This window comes from Sphingobium sp. AP50, assembly GCF_900109095.1.
Lineage (GTDB): Bacteria > Pseudomonadota > Alphaproteobacteria > Sphingomonadales > Sphingomonadaceae > Sphingobium.
In genome coordinates, this window is the sequence record NZ_FNYZ01000004.1 from 153,731 (window position 1) to 178,075 (window position 24,345).

16 protein-coding genes are annotated in these 24,345 nt (G+C 62.6%); 13 read left to right on the plus strand and 3 right to left on the minus strand.

The genetic code is table 11. The annotated features are described in order from the left end of the window. The first annotated feature begins 174 nt into the window (after positions 1-174). The 5 genes from BMY84_RS10200 to BMY84_RS10220 all read left to right on the plus strand — a co-directional run bounded on the left by BMY84_RS10200 (position 175) and on the right by BMY84_RS10220 (position 11,209). A complete protein-coding gene (locus BMY84_RS10200) occupies positions 175-6,429 on the plus strand; it encodes a calcium-binding protein (RefSeq protein ID WP_177203976.1) in 6,255 nt (2,084 codons plus the stop codon). A gap of 139 nt (positions 6,430-6,568) precedes the next feature. Beyond that, positions 6,569-7,474: a LysR family transcriptional regulator gene (locus BMY84_RS10205; protein ID WP_093083600.1), complete on the plus strand. Its 906-nt coding sequence runs from the start codon at positions 6,569-6,571 to the stop codon at positions 7,472-7,474. Between the two features lie 147 nt (positions 7,475-7,621). Continuing rightward, a complete protein-coding gene (locus tag BMY84_RS10210; RefSeq protein ID WP_093083729.1) occupies positions 7,622-8,974 on the plus strand; it encodes an MFS transporter in 1,353 nt (450 codons plus the stop codon). 28 nt (positions 8,975-9,002) lie between these two features. Continuing rightward, positions 9,003-9,899, plus strand: a complete 897-nt coding sequence (locus tag BMY84_RS10215; protein ID WP_093083602.1) for a shikimate dehydrogenase — start codon at positions 9,003-9,005, stop codon at positions 9,897-9,899. Then, positions 9,896-11,209, plus strand: a complete 1,314-nt coding sequence (locus BMY84_RS10220; protein ID WP_093083603.1) for a carbohydrate porin — start codon at positions 9,896-9,898, stop codon at positions 11,207-11,209. The genes BMY84_RS10215 and BMY84_RS10220 overlap by 4 nt, the downstream gene beginning before the upstream one ends. A 37-nt stretch (positions 11,210-11,246) precedes the next feature. Here the strand turns inward: BMY84_RS10220 and BMY84_RS10225 are convergent, their stop codons facing one another. Beyond that, on the minus strand, positions 11,247-13,118 hold the full coding sequence (locus BMY84_RS10225) for a bifunctional sugar phosphate isomerase/epimerase/4-hydroxyphenylpyruvate dioxygenase family protein (RefSeq protein ID WP_093083605.1): 1,872 nt from the start codon (positions 13,116-13,118) through the stop codon (positions 11,247-11,249). An 87-nt stretch (positions 13,119-13,205) separates the two neighbouring features. Beyond that, complete coding sequence (gene treF, locus BMY84_RS10230; protein ID WP_093083606.1) at positions 13,206-14,801, minus strand: alpha,alpha-trehalase TreF; 1,596 nt, start codon at positions 14,799-14,801, stop codon at positions 13,206-13,208. A gap of 188 nt (positions 14,802-14,989) precedes the next feature. Between treF and BMY84_RS10235 the strand changes: the two genes are divergently transcribed. The 4 genes from BMY84_RS10235 (at position 14,990) to BMY84_RS10250 (ending at position 19,554) form a co-directional block, all read left to right on the plus strand. Next, positions 14,990-16,207 (plus strand): MFS transporter, encoded by a 1,218-nt coding sequence (locus BMY84_RS10235; RefSeq protein ID WP_093083608.1) that lies wholly within the window; start codon positions 14,990-14,992, stop codon positions 16,205-16,207. Beyond that, positions 16,204-17,043 (plus strand): class I SAM-dependent methyltransferase, encoded by an 840-nt coding sequence (locus tag BMY84_RS10240; protein ID WP_093083609.1) that lies wholly within the window; start codon positions 16,204-16,206, stop codon positions 17,041-17,043. The genes BMY84_RS10235 and BMY84_RS10240 overlap by 4 nt, the downstream gene beginning before the upstream one ends. Next, complete coding sequence (locus BMY84_RS10245; RefSeq protein WP_143075020.1) at positions 17,040-17,435, plus strand: hypothetical protein; 396 nt, start codon at positions 17,040-17,042, stop codon at positions 17,433-17,435. The genes BMY84_RS10240 and BMY84_RS10245 overlap by 4 nt, the downstream gene beginning before the upstream one ends. Positions 17,436-17,517: 82 nt before the next feature. Beyond that, a complete protein-coding gene (locus BMY84_RS10250) occupies positions 17,518-19,554 on the plus strand; it encodes an amidohydrolase family protein (protein ID WP_093083612.1) in 2,037 nt (678 codons plus the stop codon). A 50-nt stretch (positions 19,555-19,604) separates the two neighbouring features. Here the strand turns inward: BMY84_RS10250 and BMY84_RS10255 are convergent, their stop codons facing one another. Next, entirely contained in the window at positions 19,605-20,510 is a 906-nt protein-coding gene (locus tag BMY84_RS10255) for a LysR family transcriptional regulator (RefSeq protein WP_256215199.1), read from the minus strand. 113 nt (positions 20,511-20,623) lie between these two features. Between BMY84_RS10255 and BMY84_RS10260 the strand changes: the two genes are divergently transcribed. The 4 genes from BMY84_RS10260 (at position 20,624) to BMY84_RS10275 (ending at position 24,339) form a co-directional block, all read left to right on the plus strand. After that, entirely contained in the window at positions 20,624-21,376 is a 753-nt protein-coding gene (locus BMY84_RS10260) for an SDR family NAD(P)-dependent oxidoreductase (protein ID WP_093083615.1), read from the plus strand. Positions 21,377-21,498: 122 nt separating this feature from the next. Beyond that, positions 21,499-22,176 (plus strand): winged helix-turn-helix domain-containing protein, encoded by a 678-nt coding sequence (locus BMY84_RS10265; RefSeq protein ID WP_093083616.1) that lies wholly within the window; start codon positions 21,499-21,501, stop codon positions 22,174-22,176. Beyond that, a complete protein-coding gene (locus BMY84_RS10270) occupies positions 22,173-23,192 on the plus strand; it encodes a sensor histidine kinase (RefSeq protein WP_093083618.1) in 1,020 nt (339 codons plus the stop codon). The genes BMY84_RS10265 and BMY84_RS10270 overlap by 4 nt, the downstream gene beginning before the upstream one ends. 40 nt (positions 23,193-23,232) lie before the next feature. Continuing rightward, on the plus strand, positions 23,233-24,339 hold the full coding sequence (locus tag BMY84_RS10275) for an efflux RND transporter periplasmic adaptor subunit (RefSeq protein ID WP_093083619.1): 1,107 nt from the start codon (positions 23,233-23,235) through the stop codon (positions 24,337-24,339). The last annotated feature ends 6 nt before the right edge of the window (positions 24,340-24,345 follow it).

The window sequence follows — 24,345 nt, forward strand, 5'->3', positions numbered from 1 at the left end:
TCGGATCGGCGGCGATTACTTTCCTGTCCAAGAATAGAATAATTTTCGATTAACCCCGTTCAAGTCACTTGCATTTCAGCCACTGCCATGCGACCGCTCACGTGGGTCGTTCACAAAATTCCAGCGAGTCCTGATGGGGCGTCGCTGGTTCTTCCTGTGTGTGGGGGAGTGGACATGACTGACTATACGGGCGGCTCTGAAAATAACAGCTGGACCATCACGCCGGCGGACGGCACTTCCAATATTGATGGCGGCGGTGGCACAGACAGCCTGACGGTTAATCTATCGAGCAGCACCGGCTATTATCAGTCTGGCTATTGGTATGGGCCAACATCCTCCGGCTCGATCTATGACTATGGCAGTGGTCAGTCCGTCTACTACACGAATATCGAAGTCCTAACCGTCCTGTTCGGCAGCGGCGACGGCGATTTTACGATCTATAATAACGCAGTCGTCGCCTTCAATGGCGGCGGCGGGAACGACTATTTCCATGGCGATTTCTCCGCCAGCACCGCCAATATCAGCTTCACGCTGAATGAAACGGCCAATGCCGTCTCCACCTTCGTCAATCAGGGAACGACCCTGACCAATGTCGAGCGGATCGACATCACCACTGGCAGCGGCAATGACAATATCACCGGTGGATCGTTGGCTGACACCATTCGGACTGGTACGGGCACCAATAGCGTCAATGGTGGCGCTGGCAACGATATCATCTACAGCAGCGGTGTCGACACCATCAATGGCGGTGCCGACAATGATACCTGGTACGGCCAATATGGCAGCCTGACCACGGCAATGACTGTCACCGAAAGCAGCGGCACCTATAGCCTGTCCAATGGCGGCAGCGTCACCAATGTCGAAAATATCCAGCTGACCACCGGCAGTGGCAATGACAGTTTCCAGATCAGCGGTATCGGCACATTCGATGGTGGTACCGGTACTGACAGTCTGACCGTCAACTGGACCGCCTATGACGATATCTACCAATATGGCTATTGGTATGGAGCGGGCAATAGCGCCAATATCTATGACTATGCCGGCCGCAACGTGAATGGTTATGGGATCGAATCCCTGACGGTTCTGTTTGGCGATTCAGACGGCGAATTCACTGTCTATGACAATAGCGTGATGGCCTTCAATGGCGGCGGCGGCACCGACCTCTTCCGCGGGGATTTTTCTGCCAGCACGGCCAATATCAGCTTCACGCTGAACCAGACCGCCGGGTCGACATCGACCTTTGTGGGTCAGGGCACCACCCTTACCAATGTCGAACGGATCGAAGTCACCACTGGCAGCGGCAATGACAGCCTGACCGGCGGCGCGCTGAACGACGTGCTGCGGGCGGGTAGCGGCACCAACAGCGTCAATGGCGGTGCGGGCAACGATATCATCTACAGCAGCGGCGTCGACACCATCAATGGCGGCGCTGACAATGATACCTGGTATGGCCAATATGGGGACCTGACCACCGCGCTGACCGTCACTGAAAGCAGCGGCACCTATAGCCTGTCCAATGGCGGCAGTGTCACCAATGTCGAAAATATCCAGCTGACCACCGGCAGCGGCAATGACAGTTTCCAGATCAGCACGAACGGTACCTTCGATGGTGGCGCAGGCACTGACAGCCTGACCGTCAACTGGACCGCCTATGACGACATCTACCAATATGGCTATTGGTATGGAGCGGGCAATAGCGCCAATATCTATGACTATGCCGGCCGCAACGTGAATGGTTATGGGATCGAATCCCTGACGGTTCTGTTTGGCGATTCAGACGGCGAATTCACTGTCTACGATAATAGTGTGATGGCTTTTGATGGCGGCGGCGGCACCGACCTCTTCCGCGGGGATTTTTCTGCCAGCACGGCCAATATCAGCTTCACGCTGAACCAGACCGCCGGGTCGACATCGACCTTTGTGGGTCAGGGCACCACCCTTACCAATGTCGAACGGATCGAAGTCACCACTGGCAGCGGCAATGACAGCCTGACCGGCGGCGCGCTGAACGACGTGCTACAGGCAGGTACCGGCACCAACAGCGTCAATGGCGGGGCGGGCAATGACACCATCTACACCAGCGGCGTCGACACCATCAATGGCGGGGCCGACAGCGACACATGGTATGGCCAATATGGGAGCCTTACGACCGCGCTGACCGTCACCGAAAGCGCTGGCACCTATAGCCTGTCCAATGGCGGCAGCGTCACCAATGTCGAAAATATCCAGCTGACCACTGGCAGCGGTAACGACAGTTTCCAGATTGCGACTACCGGATCGTTCGATGCCGGGGCCGGCACCGACAGCATGACCATCAACTGGTCGGCCAGCGACGGCTCTCAATATGGCTATTGGTACGGAGCCGGTTCCGGATATAATCTCTATGCCTATGATTATGGCAATGGCAACAATGTCTATGGCTATAATATCGAGGCGCTGACCATCCTTTTCGGCAGTGGCGATGACGATTTCACAGCCTATAACAACGCAATCGTCGCCTTTAACGGCGGCGGCGGAACCGACTATTTCCATGGGGACTTTTCAGCCAACACGGCCAATATCAGCTTCACGCTGAACCAGACTGCAGGATCGACGTCGACCTTTGTCGGACAAGGCACGACGCTCACCAATGTCGAGCGCATTTCCATCACGACCGGTGGTGGCGTCGATACTCTGACCGGCGGCGCACTGGACGATTATATTGACGGCGGTGCTGGCAATGACACGATCGACGGCGGCGCGGGCAGCGATCAGCTGAGCGGCGGCGCCAATGGCAATGACACGCTGAGCTTCGCCTCGTCCGCCAATGCCATCACCTACTCGCTGACCGACCATCAGGGCACATGGTATGATGCCGGCAATGGCTATGACTATACCGTCGGCTTCGAAAACCTCATCGGTTCCGCACAGAATGATACACTGACCGGTACCTCCACGGCCAACCAGATCGATGGTGGTGCCGGGGCCGACACGATGGTCGGTGGCGCGGGCAACGACATTTACATCGTCGACAATGCCGGCGACGTCGTGACCGAACTGTCCGGTGAAGGCACGGACGAAGTGCGCACCACGCTGGCCAGCTATACGCTGGGCAGCAATCTGGAAAAGCTGACCGGCCTGTTGTCGACCGGCCAGACGCTGACCGGCAACAGCGCCGCCAACACCATCACCGGCGGCAGCGGCAATGACACGCTGAACGGCGGGACCGGCGCGGACACGATGATTGGTGGCGCGGGCAACGATCTCTATTATGTCGACAATGCCAGCGACGTGGTGACCGAAGCGTCGGGCCAGGGCACCGACACCGTCCGGACCGCACTGGCCAGCTACACGCTGGGATCGAACGTCGAAAATCTGATCGGCACCGCGACCACGGCGCAGACGCTGGCGGGCAACAGTCTAGCCAACAGCATCACCGCCGGGGCGGGCAATGATACGCTGACTGGCGGCGCGGGCAATGACACGCTGAATGGCGGGACCGGTGCCGACACCATGGTCGGCGGCACGGGGGACGATGTCTACACGGTCGACAATAGCGGCGACGTGGTGACGGAACTGGCGGATGAAGGCACGGATGAAGTGCGCACCACGCTGGCCAGCTACACGCTGGGCGCCACGCTGGAAAATCTGACCGGCACCGCCACGACCGGCCAGACGCTGACCGGCAACAGCGCGGCGAATGTGATAACGGGCGGCAGCGGCAACGACATCATCGACGGCGGCACTGGCGCCGACGCGATGGCTGGCGGCGCTGGCAACGATCTCTATTATGTCGACAATGCCGGCGACGTGGTGACGGAAGCGTCCGGCGCAGGCACCGATGAGGTGCGCACTGCGCTGGCCAGCTACACGCTGACCGCCAATGTCGAGAAACTGACCGCCACCGGCGTCAGCGGGCAGACGCTGACCGGCAACGATCTGGCCAACATCATCGTCGGCACGATCGGCGCCGATATCATCAACGGTGGCACCGGTGCCGACACCATGACCGGTGGTCTGGGCGACGACAGCTATTATGTCGACAATAGCGGCGACGTGGTGGTCGAGGCTAATGGCGAGGGCAATGACTCGGTCTTCAGCACGATCAGCTATTCGCTGGCTGGCCTGTCGGTCGAAAATCTGACGCTGACCGGTACGGCCAATGTTAATGCCACCGGCAATGGTGATGCCAACAACCTGACCGGCAATGACGGCAATAACGTCATCGACGGTGGGGCAGGTGCGGATACAATGGCCGGCAGCCTGGGCAACGACACCTATTATGTCGACGATGTGAACGACAATGTGATCGAAGCCGACGGGGCCGGGACTGACACGATCCTGTCGTCGGTCAGCTATGCGTTGACGGGCCGGATCGTGGAAACGCTCACTCTGACGGGATCAGCCAACCTCACCGCTACGGGCAATGGGCGCGCCAATGTGCTGAACGGCAATAGCGGCGCCAATATCCTGACCGGGCTGGAAGGCAATGATACGCTGAATGGCGGGGCGGGCAATGACACGCTGAACGGTGGTGTGGGTAATGACACCATGGATGGTGGTGCTGACATCGACACGGCCACCTATGCGGACGCCACGGCTGCCGTCACGGTCAGCCTGGCCACCACCGCTGCCCAGAATACGGGCGGGGCGGGCACCGACACATTGTCCAACATCGAAAACCTGATCGGTTCGTCGTTCGGCGATACGCTGACCGGCAGCAGCGTCGCCAATGTGATTGACGGCGGCACCGGTGCCGACACCATGGCCGGTGGCGCGGGGGATGACATCTATTATGTCGATAATGTCGCCGATAACGTGGTTGAGGCGGATGGTGCCGGCACGGATACCATCTACTCGTCGGTGTCCTACACGCTCGCTGGACGGATCGTCGAAACCCTGACCCTGACCGGATCGGCCAATATCGACGCAACGGGCAATGGTCGCGTCAATACGCTGGTCGGCAATAGCGGCAACAATGTCCTTTCGGGTCTTGACGGTGCCGACACGCTGATCGGCAATGCCGGTAATGACACGCTGGATGGCGGCGTTGGCGCCGACATCATGACCGGCGGGTTGGGCGACGATGTCTATATCGTGGACAATGTCGGTGATGTTCTCAACGAACTCACGGGTGAAGGCACGGATGAGGTCCGCACCAGCCTAGCCAACTACACGCTGGCGGCCAATATCGAAAATCTGGCCGGTACGGTCGCCACCGGCCAGTCCTTGACCGGCAATAGCCTGGACAACAGCATCACCGGATCGTCCGGTAACGACACCCTGAACGGTGGCATCGGTGCGGATGTGCTGGCCGGTGGCCTGGGTGACGACATCTATTATGTCGACAACGTCAACGACAATGTCGTGGAATCCGATGGCGGTGGGACCGACACGGTCTACGCTTCGGTCAGCTATGCCCTGACCTCACGGTTGATCGAAACCCTGACCTTGACCGGGCCGGATGACATAGACGGAACCGGTAACGGTCGCGGTAACATCATCAACGGCAATGGCCACAATAACGTCCTGTCAGGTCTGGCCGGCAATGATACGCTGAGTGGCGGCAATGGTGCAGATATCCTGAACGGCGGCGCCGGTAACGACATATTGGACGGTGGCAACCATACCGATACCGCCACCTATGTCGATGCAACCAGCGGCGTGACCGTAAACCTGAGCGTGACGACCGCCCAAAATACCGGCGGCGCGGGGACCGATACGCTGATCAGCATCGAAAAGCTGATCGGTTCTGCCTTTAACGACAAACTGACCGGTGATGATGGCAATAACACGCTGGATGGCGGTGCTGGCGCCGATACACTTGCCGGTGGGCTGGGTGACGACACCTATTATGTCGACAACGTCAACGACAATGTCGTCGAAGCCAATGACGCAGGCACCGATCGCATCTATTCGTCGGTGTCCTACACGCTGGCCGGCCGTATCGTCGAAACGCTGACACTGACCGGAACGGCCAATATCAACGCCACCGGCAACGGCCGCGTCAACAGCCTGTTCGGCAATGATGGCAACAACATCCTGTCCGGCATGGACGGCGGTGACAGGCTGTCGGGTGGGGCCGGCAACGATACGCTGATCGGCGGGCTGGGGAATGACTCGCTTACCGGCGGTGCTGGCGCGGATAATTTCGTGTTCGATGCAGCGCTTGGCTCTAACAATGTCGACAAGATCCAGGACTATGTCGTTGCGGATGACAGCATCACGCTGGACGATGCCATCTTCACTGGCCTGTCGGTGGGCACTTTGTCGGCCAATGCCTTCTACATCGGGTCGGCGGCACATGATGCGGATGATCGGATCATCTATAACAGCGCCACCGGCGCGCTGCTCTTCGATGCCGACGGCAATGGTGCCGGCGTGGCGATCAAGTTCGCCCAGCTCAGCACAGGCCTTGCGCTCACCAATGCGGAGTTCATCATCGGCTGATCCCGGCGATCATCCGCTCACGGAAAAGGGCGTCGGTGCAAACCGGCGCCCTTTTTGCTTGCCGCTTTACCCTGTTCGCCCGCGCCCATTTGCAGTAGTCAGGGCGCCCCATAATCCCCGGACCCATGCCCGCACCGCCATGCTCACCGTTCGCCAGATAGAGATGTTCCGTGCGGTGATGATCACCAAAACGGTCAGCGGCGCGGCCCGCATGCTGGGCACGTCGCAGCCCGGCCTCAGCCGGATGCTGGCGCATATGGAGGACCGGCTGCGCTTCCGCCTGTTCGACCGCACCCGCGGGCGGCTGGTCCCGACGCAGGAGGCCCGCATCCTGTTCGAGGAGATCGAGCGCATCTACAAAGGGTTCGACGATCTTGGCCATGTCATCCAGCGACTGGCCAAGGGCGAAGACCGGACCTTCCGCGTGGGCGCCTCCCCCTCGCTTGGCCATTCGGTGGTGCCGCAGATGCTGGCGCGCCTGACCGCCAATTATCCGGGCCTGACCATTCAGTTTGATATCCTGTCGGTCGAGCAGGCGGGCGATTATCTGGCGCTTCAGCGCGGCGAATATGCGCTGACCGCCTTTCCGATCGACCATCCCAATATCCTGTCCAGCCGGATCGGCGCGGGGCGGATGGTCTGCGCCGTGCCGACCAGCCATCGGCTGGCGGGTCGCGAGAAGATCACCGTGGCCGACATTGCCGGGGAGCATCTCCAGTCCTTCCGCCCCCATACGCCGCATGGCGGCATCATCGCGGAGATGTTTGCCAAGGCCGGCTATGAGATCGACATATCGACCTATATCCGCTTTGCCGAAACGGCGGTGGCCTTCGTCGCCAATGGCATGGGCGTGGCGCTGGTGGACAGTTTCACCGCGATGCAGCCGCATGCCGACACAGTGCGCTTCCTGGAATTTGAAGAACCGGGCCTGCTGCCCGTCTATATCAACCGCAATCTGGAATCCCCGCGCGCGATCATCGGTGAAACTTTCGAGGAAATCGCCCGCAATGTGCTAATGAGCCTTCCCCGCAATCTCATAACATAATGGCATAGAGGACTTCATTTCCTCATGTGGAAATTACCTAGAAAAGGAGAGAAGCAGAACCACCCGCAGAATAGAAGCCGACAGGCCACCGGTTTGGTAAAGAGCATGAGGGCCATCTGGCCCGAGAGGATGAAAGGCGTCATTTCCATGGCCAGCTATTCCCCCGCCGGCACGGTATCCGTGCGGCCCTATGTGACGGTGAACAACCCGTCCCCTGCGCCGTCCGATGCCAACTGGTCCGCGCGCCAGATTCTGGTCGTCGCCATCTGCTTCATCCTCAACATGCTGGACGGCATGGACGTGCTGATCCTGTCCTACGTCGCCCCCGCCCTGTCCACCGACTGGCAGGTCAGCCCCGAACGGCTGGGCGTGGTTTTCAGCGCGGGCCTCGCCGGCATGGCGGCTGGCGGCCTGATCATCGCGCCGATGGCCGACAAGTTCGGCCGTCGCAAGCTCATCCTGGCGTCCCTGATCATGATGTCCGTCGCCATGTTCGGTTCCGCCATCGCCACGTCGATTACGGAATTGATCTTCAGCCGCTTCATCGTCGGCATCGGCATCGGGTCGGTGCTGGCCAGCATGGCCGCGCTGACCGCCGAATATGCACCAGCCAAGCACCGCACCTTCGCGGTCGGTTTCCTGCAGGCCGGCTATCCGGTTGGCGCCACCATCACCGGCTTCGTCGTCGCCAGTCTGCTGCCGGTCCATGGCTGGCAGGCGATGCTGCTCGGCGCGGCGATCCTGTGCGCGATCTCCATCCCGTTGGTGTGGATGCTGCTGCCCGAATCGATCGACTTCCTGCTGACCCGCCAGCCCAAAGGCGCGCTGGAAAAGGCCAATCGCCTGCTGCGCGCCATGGGTCAGCCGCAAGTGGATGCTCTGCCGCCCAAGAAGGTCCATGAAGCCCAGAATGTCGGCGTGCGCGGACTGCTGAGCGAAGGGCGTGCGGCCGGCACCCTGCTGCTGTGGATGGCGACGATCTTCGGCTTCATGACACTCTATTTCGTGATCAGCTGGATTCCCAAGCTGGCGGTCGAAGCCGGCCTGCCTGCCAAGGACGCCATCTATGCGGGCGCCATCTACAATATCGGCGCGTTCGTCGGCATCACCCTCATTGGTCTTGGCGGTACCCGGCTCGACCTGCGCAAACTGATCCTGGGCTATATGAGCGCGGCCGCCGCGACGCTGATCATCTTCGGATCGGTGGCCATGCCGCTGATCGCCACGCTCGGCACCGCCTTCCTGATCGGCATGTTCGTGCAGGGCGGCTTCAACGGCTGCTATCCGCTCGCCGCCAGCCTCTATCCGCCCGAAGCGCGCGGCACCGGCATCGGCTGGGCCATGGGCATGGGCCGGATCGGCGCGGTGATCGGTCCGATGCTGGGTGGCTTCCTGCTGGCGGCGAAAGTGTCGCTGGCGCTGATCTTCGGCATCTTCGCGGTGCCGATCCTGTTGTCAGGGATTTGCGTCATGCTGATCCGTCTGCCCAAGGCCGGCTAAAAGCCCTTCCGTTAAGGACCAGATTATCATGATCCACCAACCCGTCATCGACGCGGGGCGACCCGTCGCGTCCATTCTCTGCGGCCTTGTCGGCCAGGGCATTGCGGGATCGCGCAGCCCGGAAATGCACGAACGCGAAGCCCGCGCGCTGGGTCTGACCATGGTCTATCGCATCCTGGATGCAGAGGTTATGGGCTATGACGCCACCGCCCTGCCCCGGTTGCTGCCCATGCTGCGGACGATGGGATTTGACGGCGTCAACGTCACCCATCCCTTCAAACAGGCCGTTATCCCATTGCTCGACAGCCTCTCCGATGCGGCAAAGGCGCTGGGCGCGGTGAACACCGTCCTGTTCCGCGATGGCAAGGCGCATGGCGACAATACGGACTGGTCGGGCTATCGCGCCCATTTCCTGGCGGGGCTGGGCGATCGGCAGCGCGACAAGGTGGCCCTGATCGGCGCGGGCGGCGCGGCGGCGGCGGTGGGCTACGCCCATCTCGATCTGGGCGCGACACAACTCACCATCTTCGATCCAGCAGCCGATCGGGCGGCTGCGCTTGCCGACCGGCTTGGCAGGCTGTTCCCCATGGCGCAGGTGCAGGCTGCAACGACCACGGCCGAGGCTATTTCCGGCGCGGACGGGGTAGTCCAGACCTCCCCAATCGGGATGGAAAGCCATCCCGGCCTGCCCTTCGATCCCGACCTGCTGCACCCGAACCAATGGGTGTCGGACATTATCTATTTCCCGCTTCAGACGGCGCTTTTGGCGGCGGCAGAAGCCAAGGGCTGTGCCACGCTCAACGGCGGCGGGATGGCGGTGATGCAGGCGGCCCATGCCTTTGCCCTGTTCACCGGAGTCGAGCCCGACAGCCAGCGCATGCTGGCCGACTTCGCGCGAGCAACCGAGCGGAGGGCAGCGGCATGATCGCCGACGCACCGCCCGTTCCGCCGCCTGCGATCGTCCTGCCGATCGAGGTCGCTGCCGCTGAGGCCAAGCAGTTGCAAGGCCCGACCGCCGGTCCGCAGACCCCGCCTCCGCCGCTGGAGAAAAAGCCCGGCTGGCGCACCCGGCTGAAGGACAAGGGCGTCACCCTCACCTTCTCCTATGTGTCCGAAAGCGCCGCCTCCATCAGCGGCGGGCGCGATCAGGGATCGGCCTATACCCAGCAATTGCTGGCATCGGCCGTGGTCGACACCGGCAAAACGTTCGGGCTGGAGGGCGGAAAATTCATCGCCACCATCATCCACCGCAAGGGTGAGGATCTGACCGCCACGCGCATCGGCAATCTGTTCGAGGTGCAGGAATTGTTCGGCGGCGGGCAGGATTTGCGGCCGGCGGAACTCAGCTACGAACAGCAATTGAACGGCGGCAAGACGGCGCTGAAGATCGGCCTTTATCATACCGGCGACGATTTCGCGACGCTGCCGTCCGGTTGCCAGTTCCAGAATTTCGCTTTCTGTCCGCGCCCGACGACGCTCTTCTATAATAGCGGCTTTTCGGGCTTTCCCATTCCGCGCTGGGGCATTCGCGCCCGGCAGGAGATTGCCAATAATCTGACCGTCACGGTCGCCGCGTTCGAGGTGAATGCCTATCGCGCGCAAACCGGCAGCGGCTGGCAACTGGCGCCACGTTTCGACAGCTTCGTGCTGCCGGTCGAACTGGGTTGGAAGACCGGGCAGAAGCCAGACGGACTGCCCGGCCTGATCCGGATCGGTGGGCTGGTCGACACGACCGACAAGCCTGATGTCCGCGATGACATCAATGGCGATTCTTACGCACTTTCCGGCCTTTCTCCGGCGATGCGCAAGGAGCGGTGGAGCGCTTGGATCATGGGCGAAAAGATGATCAGCCGCTTTGGCGCGGGCGATCGTGGCCTTTCCCTGTTCGGCACCATGACCCTGTCGGACAAGCATACGGCGCGGGTGCCCTTCTTCCTGTCCGGCGGCTTCGTCGCGCGTGGGCTGTGGGACAGTCGGCCGAAGGATAATTTCGGTCTGGGTCTGGTCTATGCCCGCGTCAATCCGCGCATCGCCGATCGCCAGCGCGACCAGCAATCGCTGGGACAGGCGGTCGACGTACAAACCTGGGAAGCGAGCGGAGAAATCTTCTATGGCTGGCAGGCGACCCGCGCGCTGCTGCTGCGCCCGAACCTGCAATATATCCATCGGGTGGGCGCGACCAGCCGCTATGATGACGCCATCGTGGCTGGGATGACGGTGAAGCTGATCCTGTAGCCCGACAGGCTCCTGCTGGTGCAGGAGCCTGTTGTCCTCAATCCACCACGTTGTCGTCGCGGAAGCGGTTCTGGGCTGCCAGTCGCACGCCGGCATTGGGCGCGCCATAGCCGACATAGCCGCTGTCGCGCTGGACGAATTCGAAGAAGAACAGCTTGTCGAAGGCGCGGCTGTAGACCTGCCAATAGCCATGGCCGTCCGCATCCTCATCATAGAGAATGCCCAGCGCCGCCATCCGGGCGATCATGGCATCGTCGAAGCCGAAACGGGCGGCAAGGTCCGCATGATAGTTGGCGGGAATGTCCAGTATCGCAGCCCCGCCATCGCGCAGGGCCTGCGCGGTTGCGAATATATCGTCGGTGGTCAGCGCGACATGCTGATAGCCGCCACCGATCCCCTGTTCCAGAAAGCGCGAAGACAATGTCTCGCGCGCATCCGATGCATTGAGCGTTACGCGGAATGCGCCGTCGGGGGACTGCATCGCCTGACTGTGAACCAGACCGGACGGGTCGATCACATCCTGCGCCGCCTTTGCCTCCAGGCCGAACAGCGCGCGCCAGTAAAGCTGCCACGACAGGAATTCATCCTCATGCACCACGGCGGCGAGATGGTCGAAACCGCGCGCATGGATGGGTGCGTCCGGTTCGGCATCGAGCGCGACGAACTCCCGCGCCCACAGGCCCTCCACCTCATTATCGTCGATCAGATAGACGAGGCTGCCGCCCACGCCGCGCAGCGCGGGCATGGCCATGCGACTGGGGCGGCCTTCGGGGCTATAGGCCTTGATCCCCAGAGCGGCGGCGCGCGCCAACACTGCCGCCTTGTCCTTCACCCGGACGCCGATGGCGCAGATGGACGATCCATGGGCGGTGCGATAGGCGCTGGCAAAGCCCTTGGGCTCGGCATTGACGACCAGATTGACGTTGCCCTGGCGCCAGCGCGTCACCTTCTTGTGCCGATGTTCGCCCGCCAGGGTGAAGCCCAGGCTGGCAAGCGTGCTGCCGAGGCGGGCGGAGCTGACGCCGTCAGCGGTAAATTCGACAAATTCCGCTCCCAGCATGGGTTGCGGCGCGGGAATGGGGGATTCCCGGCCAAGCTGGCGCAGCGCTGCGTCGCGCACATAATCGAGCGAACGATAGCCGTCCTCCGCCACCAAAGCCGCGCTGTTCGAACGGAAGCGATCGTTGAAAATCTCCAGCGACAGCGGGCCATCATAGCCGGTGCGCAGGATTTCGGCGACATAGCCCGTCACGTCCAGCCCGCCCTGCCCCGGCAGGTTGCGGAAATGGCGACTCCAGTAGAGAAGGTCCATGTCGAGCAACGGGGCATCGGCCAGTTGCACATAGACGATCTTGTCGCCGGGAATGGCGCGGATGCTCTCGCTCGGAATCTTGCGCGACAGCGAATGATAGCTGTCGAGGATGATGCCGATATTGGAGTGATCCACCTGCTCCACGATCGCCCAGACGTCGCGATGGTCGAAGACATGGCGGCCCCAGGCCAGAGCCTCATAGCCCACCATTATGCCGCGCTTTGCCGCGCGCTCACCCAGTTCGCGGAAATCATCGACGATTCGCTCGCGCTCGCCCAGCGACACGGGCGAACAGTTGGAGCAGACGAGGATGCGGTCGGTATCCAGTTCCGCCATCAGGTCGAATTTGCGTTCGGCCCGATCCATGGCGCGCTGGCGCAGATGACCCGGCATGCCTTCGAAATCCCGAAACGGCTGATAGAGGGAACAGCCGATGCCCAGACCCTCCATCATCCGCCGCACTTCACGCGGCGACAGGGTCGATCCGATCAGGTCATTCTCGAAAATCTCGACACTGGCAAAGCCGGCGTCGGCGGCAGCGCGCAGCTTTTCCTCCAGCGTACCCCTGAGCGAAACCGTAGCGATGGCATTGAACATGGCGACCTCCTGATCAGGCCATCATCCCATGCAGAGGATCGCGCGATAAGGGGTGCTGACTGCCCTATCCATGCCTTGACGTTATAGTCATTGCGCCACGCCATGTTTTGCGGATGGGCTGGCTTGCCTACCTGTCGCGGGATCAAGGTCGGGATAGAGTTGCAGGATGGCGCGGGTGACGCCGTTGGTCCATCCAAAGCCATCCTGTAGCGGATATTCCCCACCCCCGCCCGGCTGACGCTGTTCGACATCATATTTCTCCAGCATCTTGCCGGTCGAAAGAAAGGCGGCATTGACGGTGCCGATCCAGCCAGCGGCAATGCGCCGCGCCAGATCGGTCTTCTGATAGCGCGCCAGCCCGTCGATCGCTATCCATTGCAACGGCGCCCATCCATTGGGCCGATCCCATTGCTGGCCACTGTCCATTTCGGTCGTCCGCAATCCGCCCGGTGCCACCAGTCGCGCTTCTATCGTCCCCGCGACGGCATCTGCCTGTGCCTTGCTGGCCAGACCGGTGAAGAGCGGAAAAAGCGTTGCGGCCGACAGGACCGGCGTGGGCTGGCGCCGGACATGATCCCAATCGGCAAAGCGCGCTTCGCGGGGCAACCACAGATAGCGCTGCATCGCCCGTGCCCGTTGCTGTGCCGCGCTTTCGAAAGTCGTGACGCAGGGCTGATCGCCCGCGACCCGACAGCGCCGTGCGATATTGCGCTCCATCGCCCACATCAGACTGTTGAGATCGACGGGAATGATATCGGTCGTATGAATGGTCGCCAGCCGCTTGGGATCGGTCAGCCAGCGCGAAGAGAAATCCCAGCCGCTTTCCGCCCCGGCCCGCAAATGACGATAGACCTCCGCGCTGGGTCGATTGCTCTCCCGCGCGGTCGCGACATCTTCCGCCCAACTTTCGTCACGCGGGTCGGCGCGATCGTCCCAATAGCGGTTGAGCAGACTGCCATCGGGCATCCGAACGACGCGGCGTACCGCGCCTACCTTGCCCAATGTCTCCGCGCCCGCCATCCAGAAGCGATATTCGGCGCGCAGTGCGGCCAGATGCCGGGCGGCGGTTTCTGCATCACCGTCATCCGCCAGATCGATCATCTGCGACAGGAAGGGCGGCTGCGACCGGCTGAGATAATAAGTGCGGGTGCCATTGGGGATATGGCCGTAGCGATTGATCAGGCTTTCGAAATTCGTGAGCATCGATCCGATCAGTGCATCATGGCCGTCAGCCTTGAGGCCCAGCATCGTGAAATAGCTGTCCCAATAATAGATTTCGCGAAACCGGCCGCCCGGCACGACATAGGGCGCGGGCAGCGCCAGCGCACTCGACCCGGCGCGGGGCTGCAAGGCCGGGCGTGTAAGCTGAGGCCACAGGGCGGCGATATGGCCGATCAGCGACTTTTCCGACGGCGGCGCCTCTCCCGGCACATCGAAATGTCGCAGCACGAAAGCGCAAAGAGCCTCCTTGCCTCGCGGTTCTTCCCGGCGATAGGCTTCCAATATGGCATCGGGCGTATCGCGCGGCGTTGCGTCCACGAAGGTCTTGCCGTCCGGGAATATCCTTTCCGCCTGCACCGCCTGAAAAAGCGGGCCATAAGGATCCTGCGGACTGGGCGGCGGGGCCGTCTGCGCGGTACAGAGCAGCGCGGCGAGGAGCGGCAGGATGGCTTTTCTCTTCATGTCCCCTCAATGGCGCACGGCCCGTCGCAGTTCCGTGGAACAGGGAAAATGGATGGACGGAGGATCAGGGTTATGCTGCAAATCCCGCAGACGACCGGCAGCACCGTTCGATCTTGCCTTTTATGCTATTGCATGTCATTATTATATATGACGCATAGCTGTGCCGCTGATTATCGGGAGTTGCCATCATGACAGAATTGACCGGCGCGGTCGCACAGCCGTCCCCCTCGCTGTCCTTCTCCCTCAAGCCCCTGATGTTCGAGACGTTCGTCTGCTCCATGGCGATGATGGCATTTGTCGCCCTGGCCGGGCCGATCGCCCGCGTGATCGGGTTGGACCCATGGCATGTCGGGACAGCGGTGACAATCGCCGGGATCGGCTGGATGATCATGGCCCGCATCTGGGGCGTGGCCAGCGATCGACGCGGACGCCGCCCTATACTCCTGTTCGGCCTGTCGGGTTTCGTCGTCAGCTATGCCCTGCTGGCGCTGTTCATCGACAGTGCGTTGCGTGGCGCTTTGTCGCCCGCCCTCGCCTTTGCAGGCCTGATCTTGGGCAGAGGGCTGGCGGGCCTCTTCTATGCCGCCGTGCCGTCGACCAGCGCGGCTCTGGTTGCTGACCATGTCGCGCCGGACAAGCGGGCCGCAGCCATGGCCGGCCTGGGTGCAGCCAGCGCCGCCGGGCTGGTGGTCGGGCCGGGACTGGCAGGTCTGATCGGTTCCTACAGCCTTCGGCTGCCGCTCTATGGCACGGCGATCCTGCCGGCTCTTGCGCTGATCGTCCTGTGGCAGGCCTTACCACGCGATGTCGCAGTCGCACCTCGCGATAGCGCGCCGCTGAAATTGTCGGATGGGCGCTTGCGTCGGCCGATGCTGCTGGCCTTCTCTGCCATGTTCAGCGTGTCGATCGCACAGATCACTGTCGGCTTCTTCGCGCTGGACCGGTTGCACCTGCCGCCGGCGCAAGCGGCATGGACGTCAGGCATAGCGCTGGCGACCGTCGGCGTGGCACTTATCGGCGCGCAACTGGCGCTGCGGGCACTGGGCTGGGCGCCCGCGCGTTTCATCCGGCTGGGCATGATCATCGGCGCGATCGGCTTTGGATCGGTCATCTTCGCCAGCACCGCTACCTTGCTGTGGCTGGGCTATGCCGTCGCCGCCTTCGGCATGGGGTGGGTCTTCCCGTCGGTATCGGCAACGGCCGCCAATGCCGTCGAACCCCATGAGCAGGGCGCGACAGCCGGCACGGTCGCGGCGGCGCAGGGTCTGGGCGTCGTATTGGGGCCGATCGCCGGGACCACGCTCTACACCATCGATAATGGCGCACCCTATGCCGTGGTCGCACTGTTGCTGTTGCTGGTCGGCCTCTGGTCGAACTGCCTGCCTGAAAGGAGCCCAGGATCATGACTGCCGAGAAAGTTCAGGCTTCCGACTGGAATGGCCGCAATGGCGATCAATGGGTGGCCCATCAGGCATCGCTCGATCAGATGCTGGCCCCCTTCGGCGCGGCAGCCATAGCCGTCGCAGCGCCGCAACCGGGCGACCATATATTGGACATTGGCTGCGGCGCCGGGGATAGCAGCCTGCATATCGCCGGGCTGGTCGGTCAGGCCGGAACGGTCATGGGCCTCGATATCTCCGCCGCCCTGATCGAACGCGCTGGCGAGCGCGCCAGAAGCGCCGGATCATCAGCCCTATTCCAGCTTGCCGACGCCGGACGCGCGCCCCTGCCGGTTGCGACCTATGACTGTCTGTTCTCCCGGTTCGGCGTCATGTTCTTCGACGATCCGGTCGCCGCCTTCGGCCATATGCGGTCCGCGCTGAAACCGGACGGAAGACTGGTGTTCGTCTGCTGGCGAACGGCGGCGGAAAATGACTGGGTCAGTCTGCCCATGGGCGCGATCAAGGGCATCGTGCCGCTCGCTGCGCCGTCGCCTCCCGAAACGCCCGGCCCTTTCTCGTTCGGGAATGTCGACCGGGTCCATCACATTCTGTCTACTGCTGGTTTCGGCAACATCATGATCACGCCCTTCGACCATGCCATTCCCTTCGCCCCCGATGTCGCTGGCGCGGTGCGGCGCGCCTGCGATGTCGGTCCGCTGGAGCGCGCGCTGCTGGGCCAGCCCGAAACCGTCCGCGCACAAGCGATGCAGGCCGTGGGCGATGCCTTTGTCGGTCGCATGACGGCGGAAGGTGTTGTCATCAATGGCGCGGCCTGGATCGTGACGGCGGCCGCCGCATGAATAGTGGCGCCTCCCAACCCTTCATGCGCACCGTGACCCGCCGCCCGGCGGTGGAGCAGAAGGTGCTGGCCATCCTGCGCGGGGACGGCCTAGCGCAGGATGGCCGCACGCCACAGCGACCGCCCCGGCTGTCGGAGCGGGATCAGGCCCTGTTCGATGCGCTCCGCGATCAGGCCCAGGCGCAGGGCCTGCATATTCGGGCCCCCGGCGCGCCCTTCATCCATGATGATGAATTAAGGTTGCTCGCCTGGCTGGCGCAGGGGCAGCGGCTGTCGCGCGATCTGGAGGCGGTCGCGAAGGACAGGACGTTCCTTGCCCTGATCCTGGACTGTAGTCTGTCGCTCAAGGGACTGGGCCTGCAACTGCCCGCCAGATCGCTGGTCAATCTGTAAGAGAGAGGTGACGCCGCGAAAGACATTGCGCGCACACCTTCTCCTTGTCACTCTGCCGGTCTTGCTCACCGGGGATTGAGTCATGCGCCCATTAGTCTTTGCGTTGCTGCTTGCCACCACGTCGATCGCAACGGCGGCCCCCACACCCAAAGAAGAATTGATGACGCCGCCGCCCGCGGCGCGGCACTACACCATCAGTTCGACGGCGGGTAATCATGGCGATATCTGGTCATGGTCGCTGGCCGACGGGCGCATCGCCTATCGCATGTCCATGTCACTGCGCGGATGGGTGACGGAAACGGACGAAATGCTCACCCTTGGCCCCGACGGGCGGCCGACCGCCATGGCCATTCGCGGCTATACCGATCAGGGCGACGCGACGGAGACTTTCTCCGTCGATAGCGGCGGCATCGCCCATTGGAAGACGAGCATCGATCAGGGCGAGGCCCCCTTCGCCAACAAGCGCTATAACAGCTATGGCGGCCCCTGGCTGGCGGGCGAAAAGGATATCGAGGCTTTGGTCGCCGCAGGGACGAAGGGCATCGACCTATTGCCGACCGGCCATGCCAGCATCAGCATCGGCGAACCGGTGCAGATCAGCGGGGCACAGGGCAGCAAGACGGTCAAGCTGGCCTTCATTCAGGGCTATGGCTTCTCCCCCTCCCCGATCTGGCTGGATCAGGATAATCACTTCTTCGGCAATGCCGGTGTCATTTCGCTGCTGCCCGCGGGCTATGAAGCCAATGGGCCGAAGCTGAAGGATATTCAGGACAAGGCGACGGCGGCGATGGTGCGCGATGTGGCGCACCGCTTCCTCAGCCCCGCCAACCGCACGCCCACGCTGATCGACCATGTGTTGCTGTTCGATTCCGTCGCGGGCCAATATCTGCCGGATCGCGCAGTATTGATCGCCGATGGCAAGGTGGCGGCTGTCGGTGCTGGCGGATCGATCAAGGCGCCCGATGGCGCCACGCTGATCGACGGCCGGGGCAAGACTCTGTCCCCCGGATTGTGGGATGCGCACCAGCATGTCGGCGACGACTGGAACCTGTTGCAGAATGTCGCGACCGGCATGACCAATTATCGCAGCCCCGGATCGATGATCGATGAGATAGCGAGCATCACCAAGCGCCGCGCCGCCGGCGACCTGCTGGCGCCCGAAGGCAAGGTGTCGATCATCGTCGACCGCAAGGACCCGCTGGCCGCGCAGGGCGCGCTGACCGTGTCGTCCGCAGCCGAAGCCATTGCCGCCGTCGACAAGATCAAGGCGGCTGGCCTGTGGGGCGTCAAATTCTACACATCGATGAATCCCGACTGGATCGCCCCGGCAGCGGCAGAGGCCCATAAGCTGGGCCTGCATGTCCATGGCCATGTGCCGGCGGGCATGCGGCCGCTAGACGCCGTGCGGGCGGGCTATGACGAAGTGACCCATATCAACTTCATCATGATGCAGGCGATGCCGCAAGATGTCGTGGACAAGGCCAACACCGCCGCCCGGCTGGAAGGCCCGGCCAAATATGGCAAGGATGTCGACCTCGACTCCCCGATGATGAAGAGCTTCTATGCCGAGCTTGCCCAGCGCAAGACGATCATCGATCCAACCCTGACCGTCTGGGAACCGCTGATGACGTCGGACGGCAGCAGCATATCGCCGGAATATTCGCCCTTTGCCGATATCGCGCCGCCGTCCGTGGCCCGTAGCTGGAAGATTGGCGGCTATCCGCTGGTCGATGGCCTGACCCGCGACGATTATCGCAAGAGCTTCGCCAAGATGGTCGATCTGGTCGGCAAGCTCCATCAGGCCGGCGTTCGCATCGTCGCGGGCACCGACGGCTACGGGCTGGAACTGGTGCGCGAACTGGAACTCTATGAGCAGGCCGGATTGACGAACGCGCAGGCGTTGCAGACCGCCACGATCGTCCCGGCGCAGATGACCGGCATGGATGACAACATGGGATCGATCGCCCCCGGCAAGACCGCGAACATCATATTGGTCGACGGCGATGTTTCGAAGGATCTGCGCAATCTGCGCCATGTCGAAAGCGTGTTTCTGGACGGATATCGGCTTGATGGCGCGGCCCTGCGTCAGGCGAGCGGCCTGAGTGGCATGCCGAAATAATCGCGCCGGTCGATCCGTCCGTAGGCCTGGCTTTTGGCATGATCGAAAATCTAAGGCATTTTTGCCTGACGGAGGACCGGCCTAGCCGCCAGATGGTCGATCCACGCCCGCACCGCAGGCGGCAGGCCGCGTCGGGTCGTGAACACCAGATGCATGATCCCCTTGATACCGCGCCAGTCGGGAAAGAGGCGCACGAGCCGTCCATCCGCCAGCGCGGCGCTGCAAATATGGTCGGGCAGAAGGGCAATGCCCACGCCATCGATCGCGGCTTTCCTGATCGCCATCATATCCTCGCACCCCAGACGTGGCGCGAAACGCACGACATGGGTTCGCCCGTCATCTGTCTCCAGATGCCACACGGTTTCTTCGCCTGTGTCGCTGGTGCTCAGGCAAGGATGACCAGCAATATCTGCGATATCCGTCAGTCGGTTCGCCACTTGCGGACTGGCAACCAATATCCGGGTCGATATGCCCAAAGATCGCATCGTCAGCGCGGCATCGCTTGTCAGTTCGGTCCGCACGCGCAGCGCGACATCGATCCGTTCCTCGATCAGATCGACGGCCCGATCCGTCGCGACGATTTGAAGCCTTATGCCGGGGTAGCGATCCAGGAAAGAGGATAGCTGATCGGAGACCAGTTCGACCAGACCGGTCGGGCAACTGAAGCGAACCCGGCCGCGGGGTTCGGCCCGCGCTTCCATGACCAGCGTTTCCGCCCCTTCCACTTCCGCCAAAATGGTGCGGCATCGTTCGTAAAAGGCCTGCCCGGTATCCGTGACCCGAAAGCGCCTGCTCGATCGCTCGATCAGCCGCAGGCCCAGTCGTTCCTCCAGCCCCGCGATGCGCCGGGACAATTTGGACTTGGGTTCGCGCAGGGCACGCCCGGCGGCGGCAAAGCCGCCATGCGCCACCACCTCGGCGAAATAGGCATAATCGTTGAGATCGATCTTCATCATCGTTCCTTTTATGGAACGCTAAGTACCAATATTGCCGACTACAAGACTTATCGTTCGAAATCTATCTCCAATGGGCAGCGGCGATCCCGCCGACAAACACAAGGAGACAGACAATGACGAACAGGTTCAACAACAAGGTGGTGGTCGTGACCGGCGGCACCAGCGGCATCGGAATGGCCACGGCCAAGGCCTTTGCGGATGCAGGCGCGTCCGTATTCATCACCGGCCGCCGTCAGGATGCACTCGACGCAGCGGTTAAGGCCATCGGCGGTCGTATCACTGGCGTCCGGGGCGACATGGCGAACCTTGCCGATATCGATCGGCTCTATGACGCCGTTCAACAGCAGCATGCCCAGATCGACGTCCTGTTCGCCAACGCGGGCGGCGGTGAATTCGCGCCGCTCGGCAGCATCAGCGAAGACCATTATCAGCGCACATTCGACACCAATGTGAAAGGCGTGCTCTTCACCGTGCAAAAGGCCCTGCCGCTGCTCCGGGACGGCGCCTCCATCATTCTCACCGCGTCGACCACCAGCATATCGGGCACGCCCGCCCTCAGCGTCTATTCGGCGACGAAGGCAGCCGTGCGCAATTTCGCCCGCAACTGGATATTGGACCTCAAGGATCGCCATATCCGGGTCAATGCCGTCAGCCCCGGCGTGACCGAAACGGCCGGCCTCAACGAATTGTTCGGTGGCGGAGAACAGGCCGAAGGCACCAAGGATTATCTGGCGGGCCTGATCCCCGCCGGACGGATCGGCCAGCCGGAAGAAGTTGCAAAGGCCGTCCTGTTCCTCGCGTCCGAGGAAGCCAGTTTCGTCAATGGCGTGGAACTGTTCGTTGATGGCGGACAGGTGCAGATTTGACGGGACAGGTTCCGACAAAGGGTGCCGGCTTTCGGGCCGGCACCCTTTGTCATGTATGACATCCGAGATAACCGCCAAAATTCTGTTGCCTTCCGGTCTCACCACGACGATGCGACACCATCATGCGCTTGCTGCTGATCGAGGATAATGGTCGTCTTGCCGACCTGCTGGTTGCGGGCCTTGCTCGCCGGGGCTTCACCTGCGACCACACCCCCAATCTCGACATGGCCACCGAAGCGATCGCGGCGCAGGTGCATGATGTGCTGATCGTCGATCGCGGACTGCCGGATGGCGACGGCATCGCCTGGCTGCGCGATATGCGGCGGCGCGGCCATATGCAGCCCGCCCTGGTCCTGACGGCGCGGGATGCTCTGGAAGATCGAGTGGCGGGGCTGGATGCAGGCGCCGACGATTATGTCGTGAAGCCCGCCGAAGTGGACGAAATTGCCGCACGCATCCGCGCGCTGCTCCGCCGTCCGGGGCCAAGGGCGCAGACGCAATTGCGGTTCGGACCGATCATGGTGGATTCAGCCAGTCGGACGATGCTTTGCTTCGACCAGTCGCTGGACCTGTCCCGGCGTGAGATGGATCTGCTGGAACTGTTGTTGCGGCAGGCAGGCGCCGTGGTCCGGCGCGACAGTCTGGAAAATGCGCTCTATGCCTTCAACGAACCGGTAACGCCCAATGCGGTCGAGGCCATCGTGTCGCGCCTGCGCCGCAAGCTGGAGGATGCGGGCGCACAGGGCATGCTGCACACGGTTCGGGGCGTGGGCTATATGCTGCGCGAAGCCGCATCATGAGCCGGCGACGATCCATTGCCCGCCGATTGTTCATCGGCCTGTCGATCGTCGGTGTGGTCGGCGCGACCCTGCTGCTGATCTTCATCATCCGCGAGCATCAGCAGAGTTTCAGCGCGCTGGGCGATCCGAACGCAGCGCGCCATGCCTTTCGCGAATTGTTCGAACATGTGCTGGTGCCGATCCTGTTGCTGATCTTTCCGATGGGCATCGCCAGCTTCATCGTCATCCGGCGCGCGCTGGAACCGCTGAGCACAGCGGCCGCGCAGCTCCAGGTGATGGAAGGGCATGAACGCGACGTGATGATCGATCATGCGGCTTTCCCGACCGAAGCCGTGCCATTTGCGCAGGCGGTCAATGGCCTGCTTGCCCAGCTCGATCAGGCGGCCCGCAATCATGAAGCATTCGCCGCCGATGTGGCGCATGAACTGCGCACGCCTTTGGCGGTGATGGCGCTGGAACTGGACGCGCTCGATCATCCCGATGCGCCACGCCTGCGCGCCGAACTGCTGTCGATGCGGCGGCTGATCGATCAGTTGATGCTGCTGGCGCGAGTCGATGCGCAAAGCCTGGCCCATTCGATGCGCGACACGCTGCGACTGGAGGAAATCGGCGCCGATATCGTCAGCCTGCTGGCCCCCGGCGCGATCGGCGCGGACAAGATTCTGTCGCTCACCCGCGTCGGCGAAGCGACGCCGATCACCGGTCAGCGCGAAACGGTAGCCGCGGCCCTGCGCAATCTGGTGGAAAATGCCTTGCGCGTGACGCCGGCCGGTGGCGCCGTGACGGTGCTGGTCGGTCCCGGCCCCAGACTGCGTGTCAAGGATGGCGGCACCGGCCTGACGCCCGATCGCCTGCAACAACTGGTACAGCGGCATCATCGCGCGGATCATGCCAGTCGGGAGGGCGCGGGACTGGGGCTGGCCATCGTCGCGCGGATCATGGCCGCCCATGGCGGTCGTCTGCATAGCGTGCCTGGAAGCCAGGAACTGATATTGGATTTTACATCGGCCACCTGATCGTCAGGCTCTCGTCAGTTTCGCGCCATAGGCGGGAGCCATGCTCCAGTCGCTTCGTATCGCACAGGCCGCCATCCCTTGTGCCCTTGCCCTCCTGTCCCTGACCGCCTGTTCGAGCGAAGAAACCGCCACGCGTAATGATAGCGCGGCGGCCCCGTCCGATCCCGGCATGATCGCGCTCAGCGCGGACAATATCGCACGACTGGGTCTGAAATTCGCCGCCGCCGCTGAAGCGACCGAAGCGCCGATCGCCGTCGTCCCCGCAATCATTGCGCCACCACCCAATGCGCGGGTCGCAGTCGCGGCGACCTTCCCCGGCGTCGTGACCCGCATATTGGTGGTCGAAGGGCAGGATGTTACGCGCGGTCAGGCGCTTGCCATCGTATCGAGCCGCGACGTATTGAGCATGGGTGCGGACCTCAGTCGGGCCAGTGCGCGGCTGGGTGTCGCCCAGTCGAGCGCCAACCGCCTGTCGCAACTTGAACGGGAAGGCGTCGTCGCGGGTGCCCGCGCTGATGAAGCCCGCGCGATGCTGGGTGAAGCGCGCGCTGACGTGTCGGAGAAAAGCCGCATATTGCGCATGGTAAACGGCTCGGGCGCCAGCGGCAGCTATACGCTGACCGCACCGATCGCGGGCAAGGTCACGGCCGCGACCATCCATGCCGGCAGCGTCGTCGATGGCACCACCGCCCCCTATGTCATCGATGCGGCCGGCCAATATGAAGCGCAGGCCCAACTGCCTGAACGGCTCGCCGGACAGGTGAAGCCGGGCATGACGGTGGCGCTGGGCGATACACTGCGCGGCGCCGTGACGTCGGTTGGCTCGACCATCGATCCCGCGACACGCTCCGTCACGCTCAAGGCAAAGCTGCCCGCTGGCCCCGGCGCACTGGCGGGCCGTGCAACCAATTTGTCGCTCTTTGGCCCTGCCCCCGTCGGCGCCGTGACGATCGACCAGAATGCTCTTGCCACGTTGGCGGATGGCGAAGCCGTCTTCGTCCGCTCGGCCAAGGGCGTGGAAATCCGCAAGGTGAAGAGCGGTGGCAAGGACGCCGATCGCATCCTGATCCTGTCGGGCCTCAAGCCGGGTGAACAGGTGGTCGTCGCTGGCACCAGCGCGCTCAAGCCCATGGCGATGGGCGAGTAAGCCGCG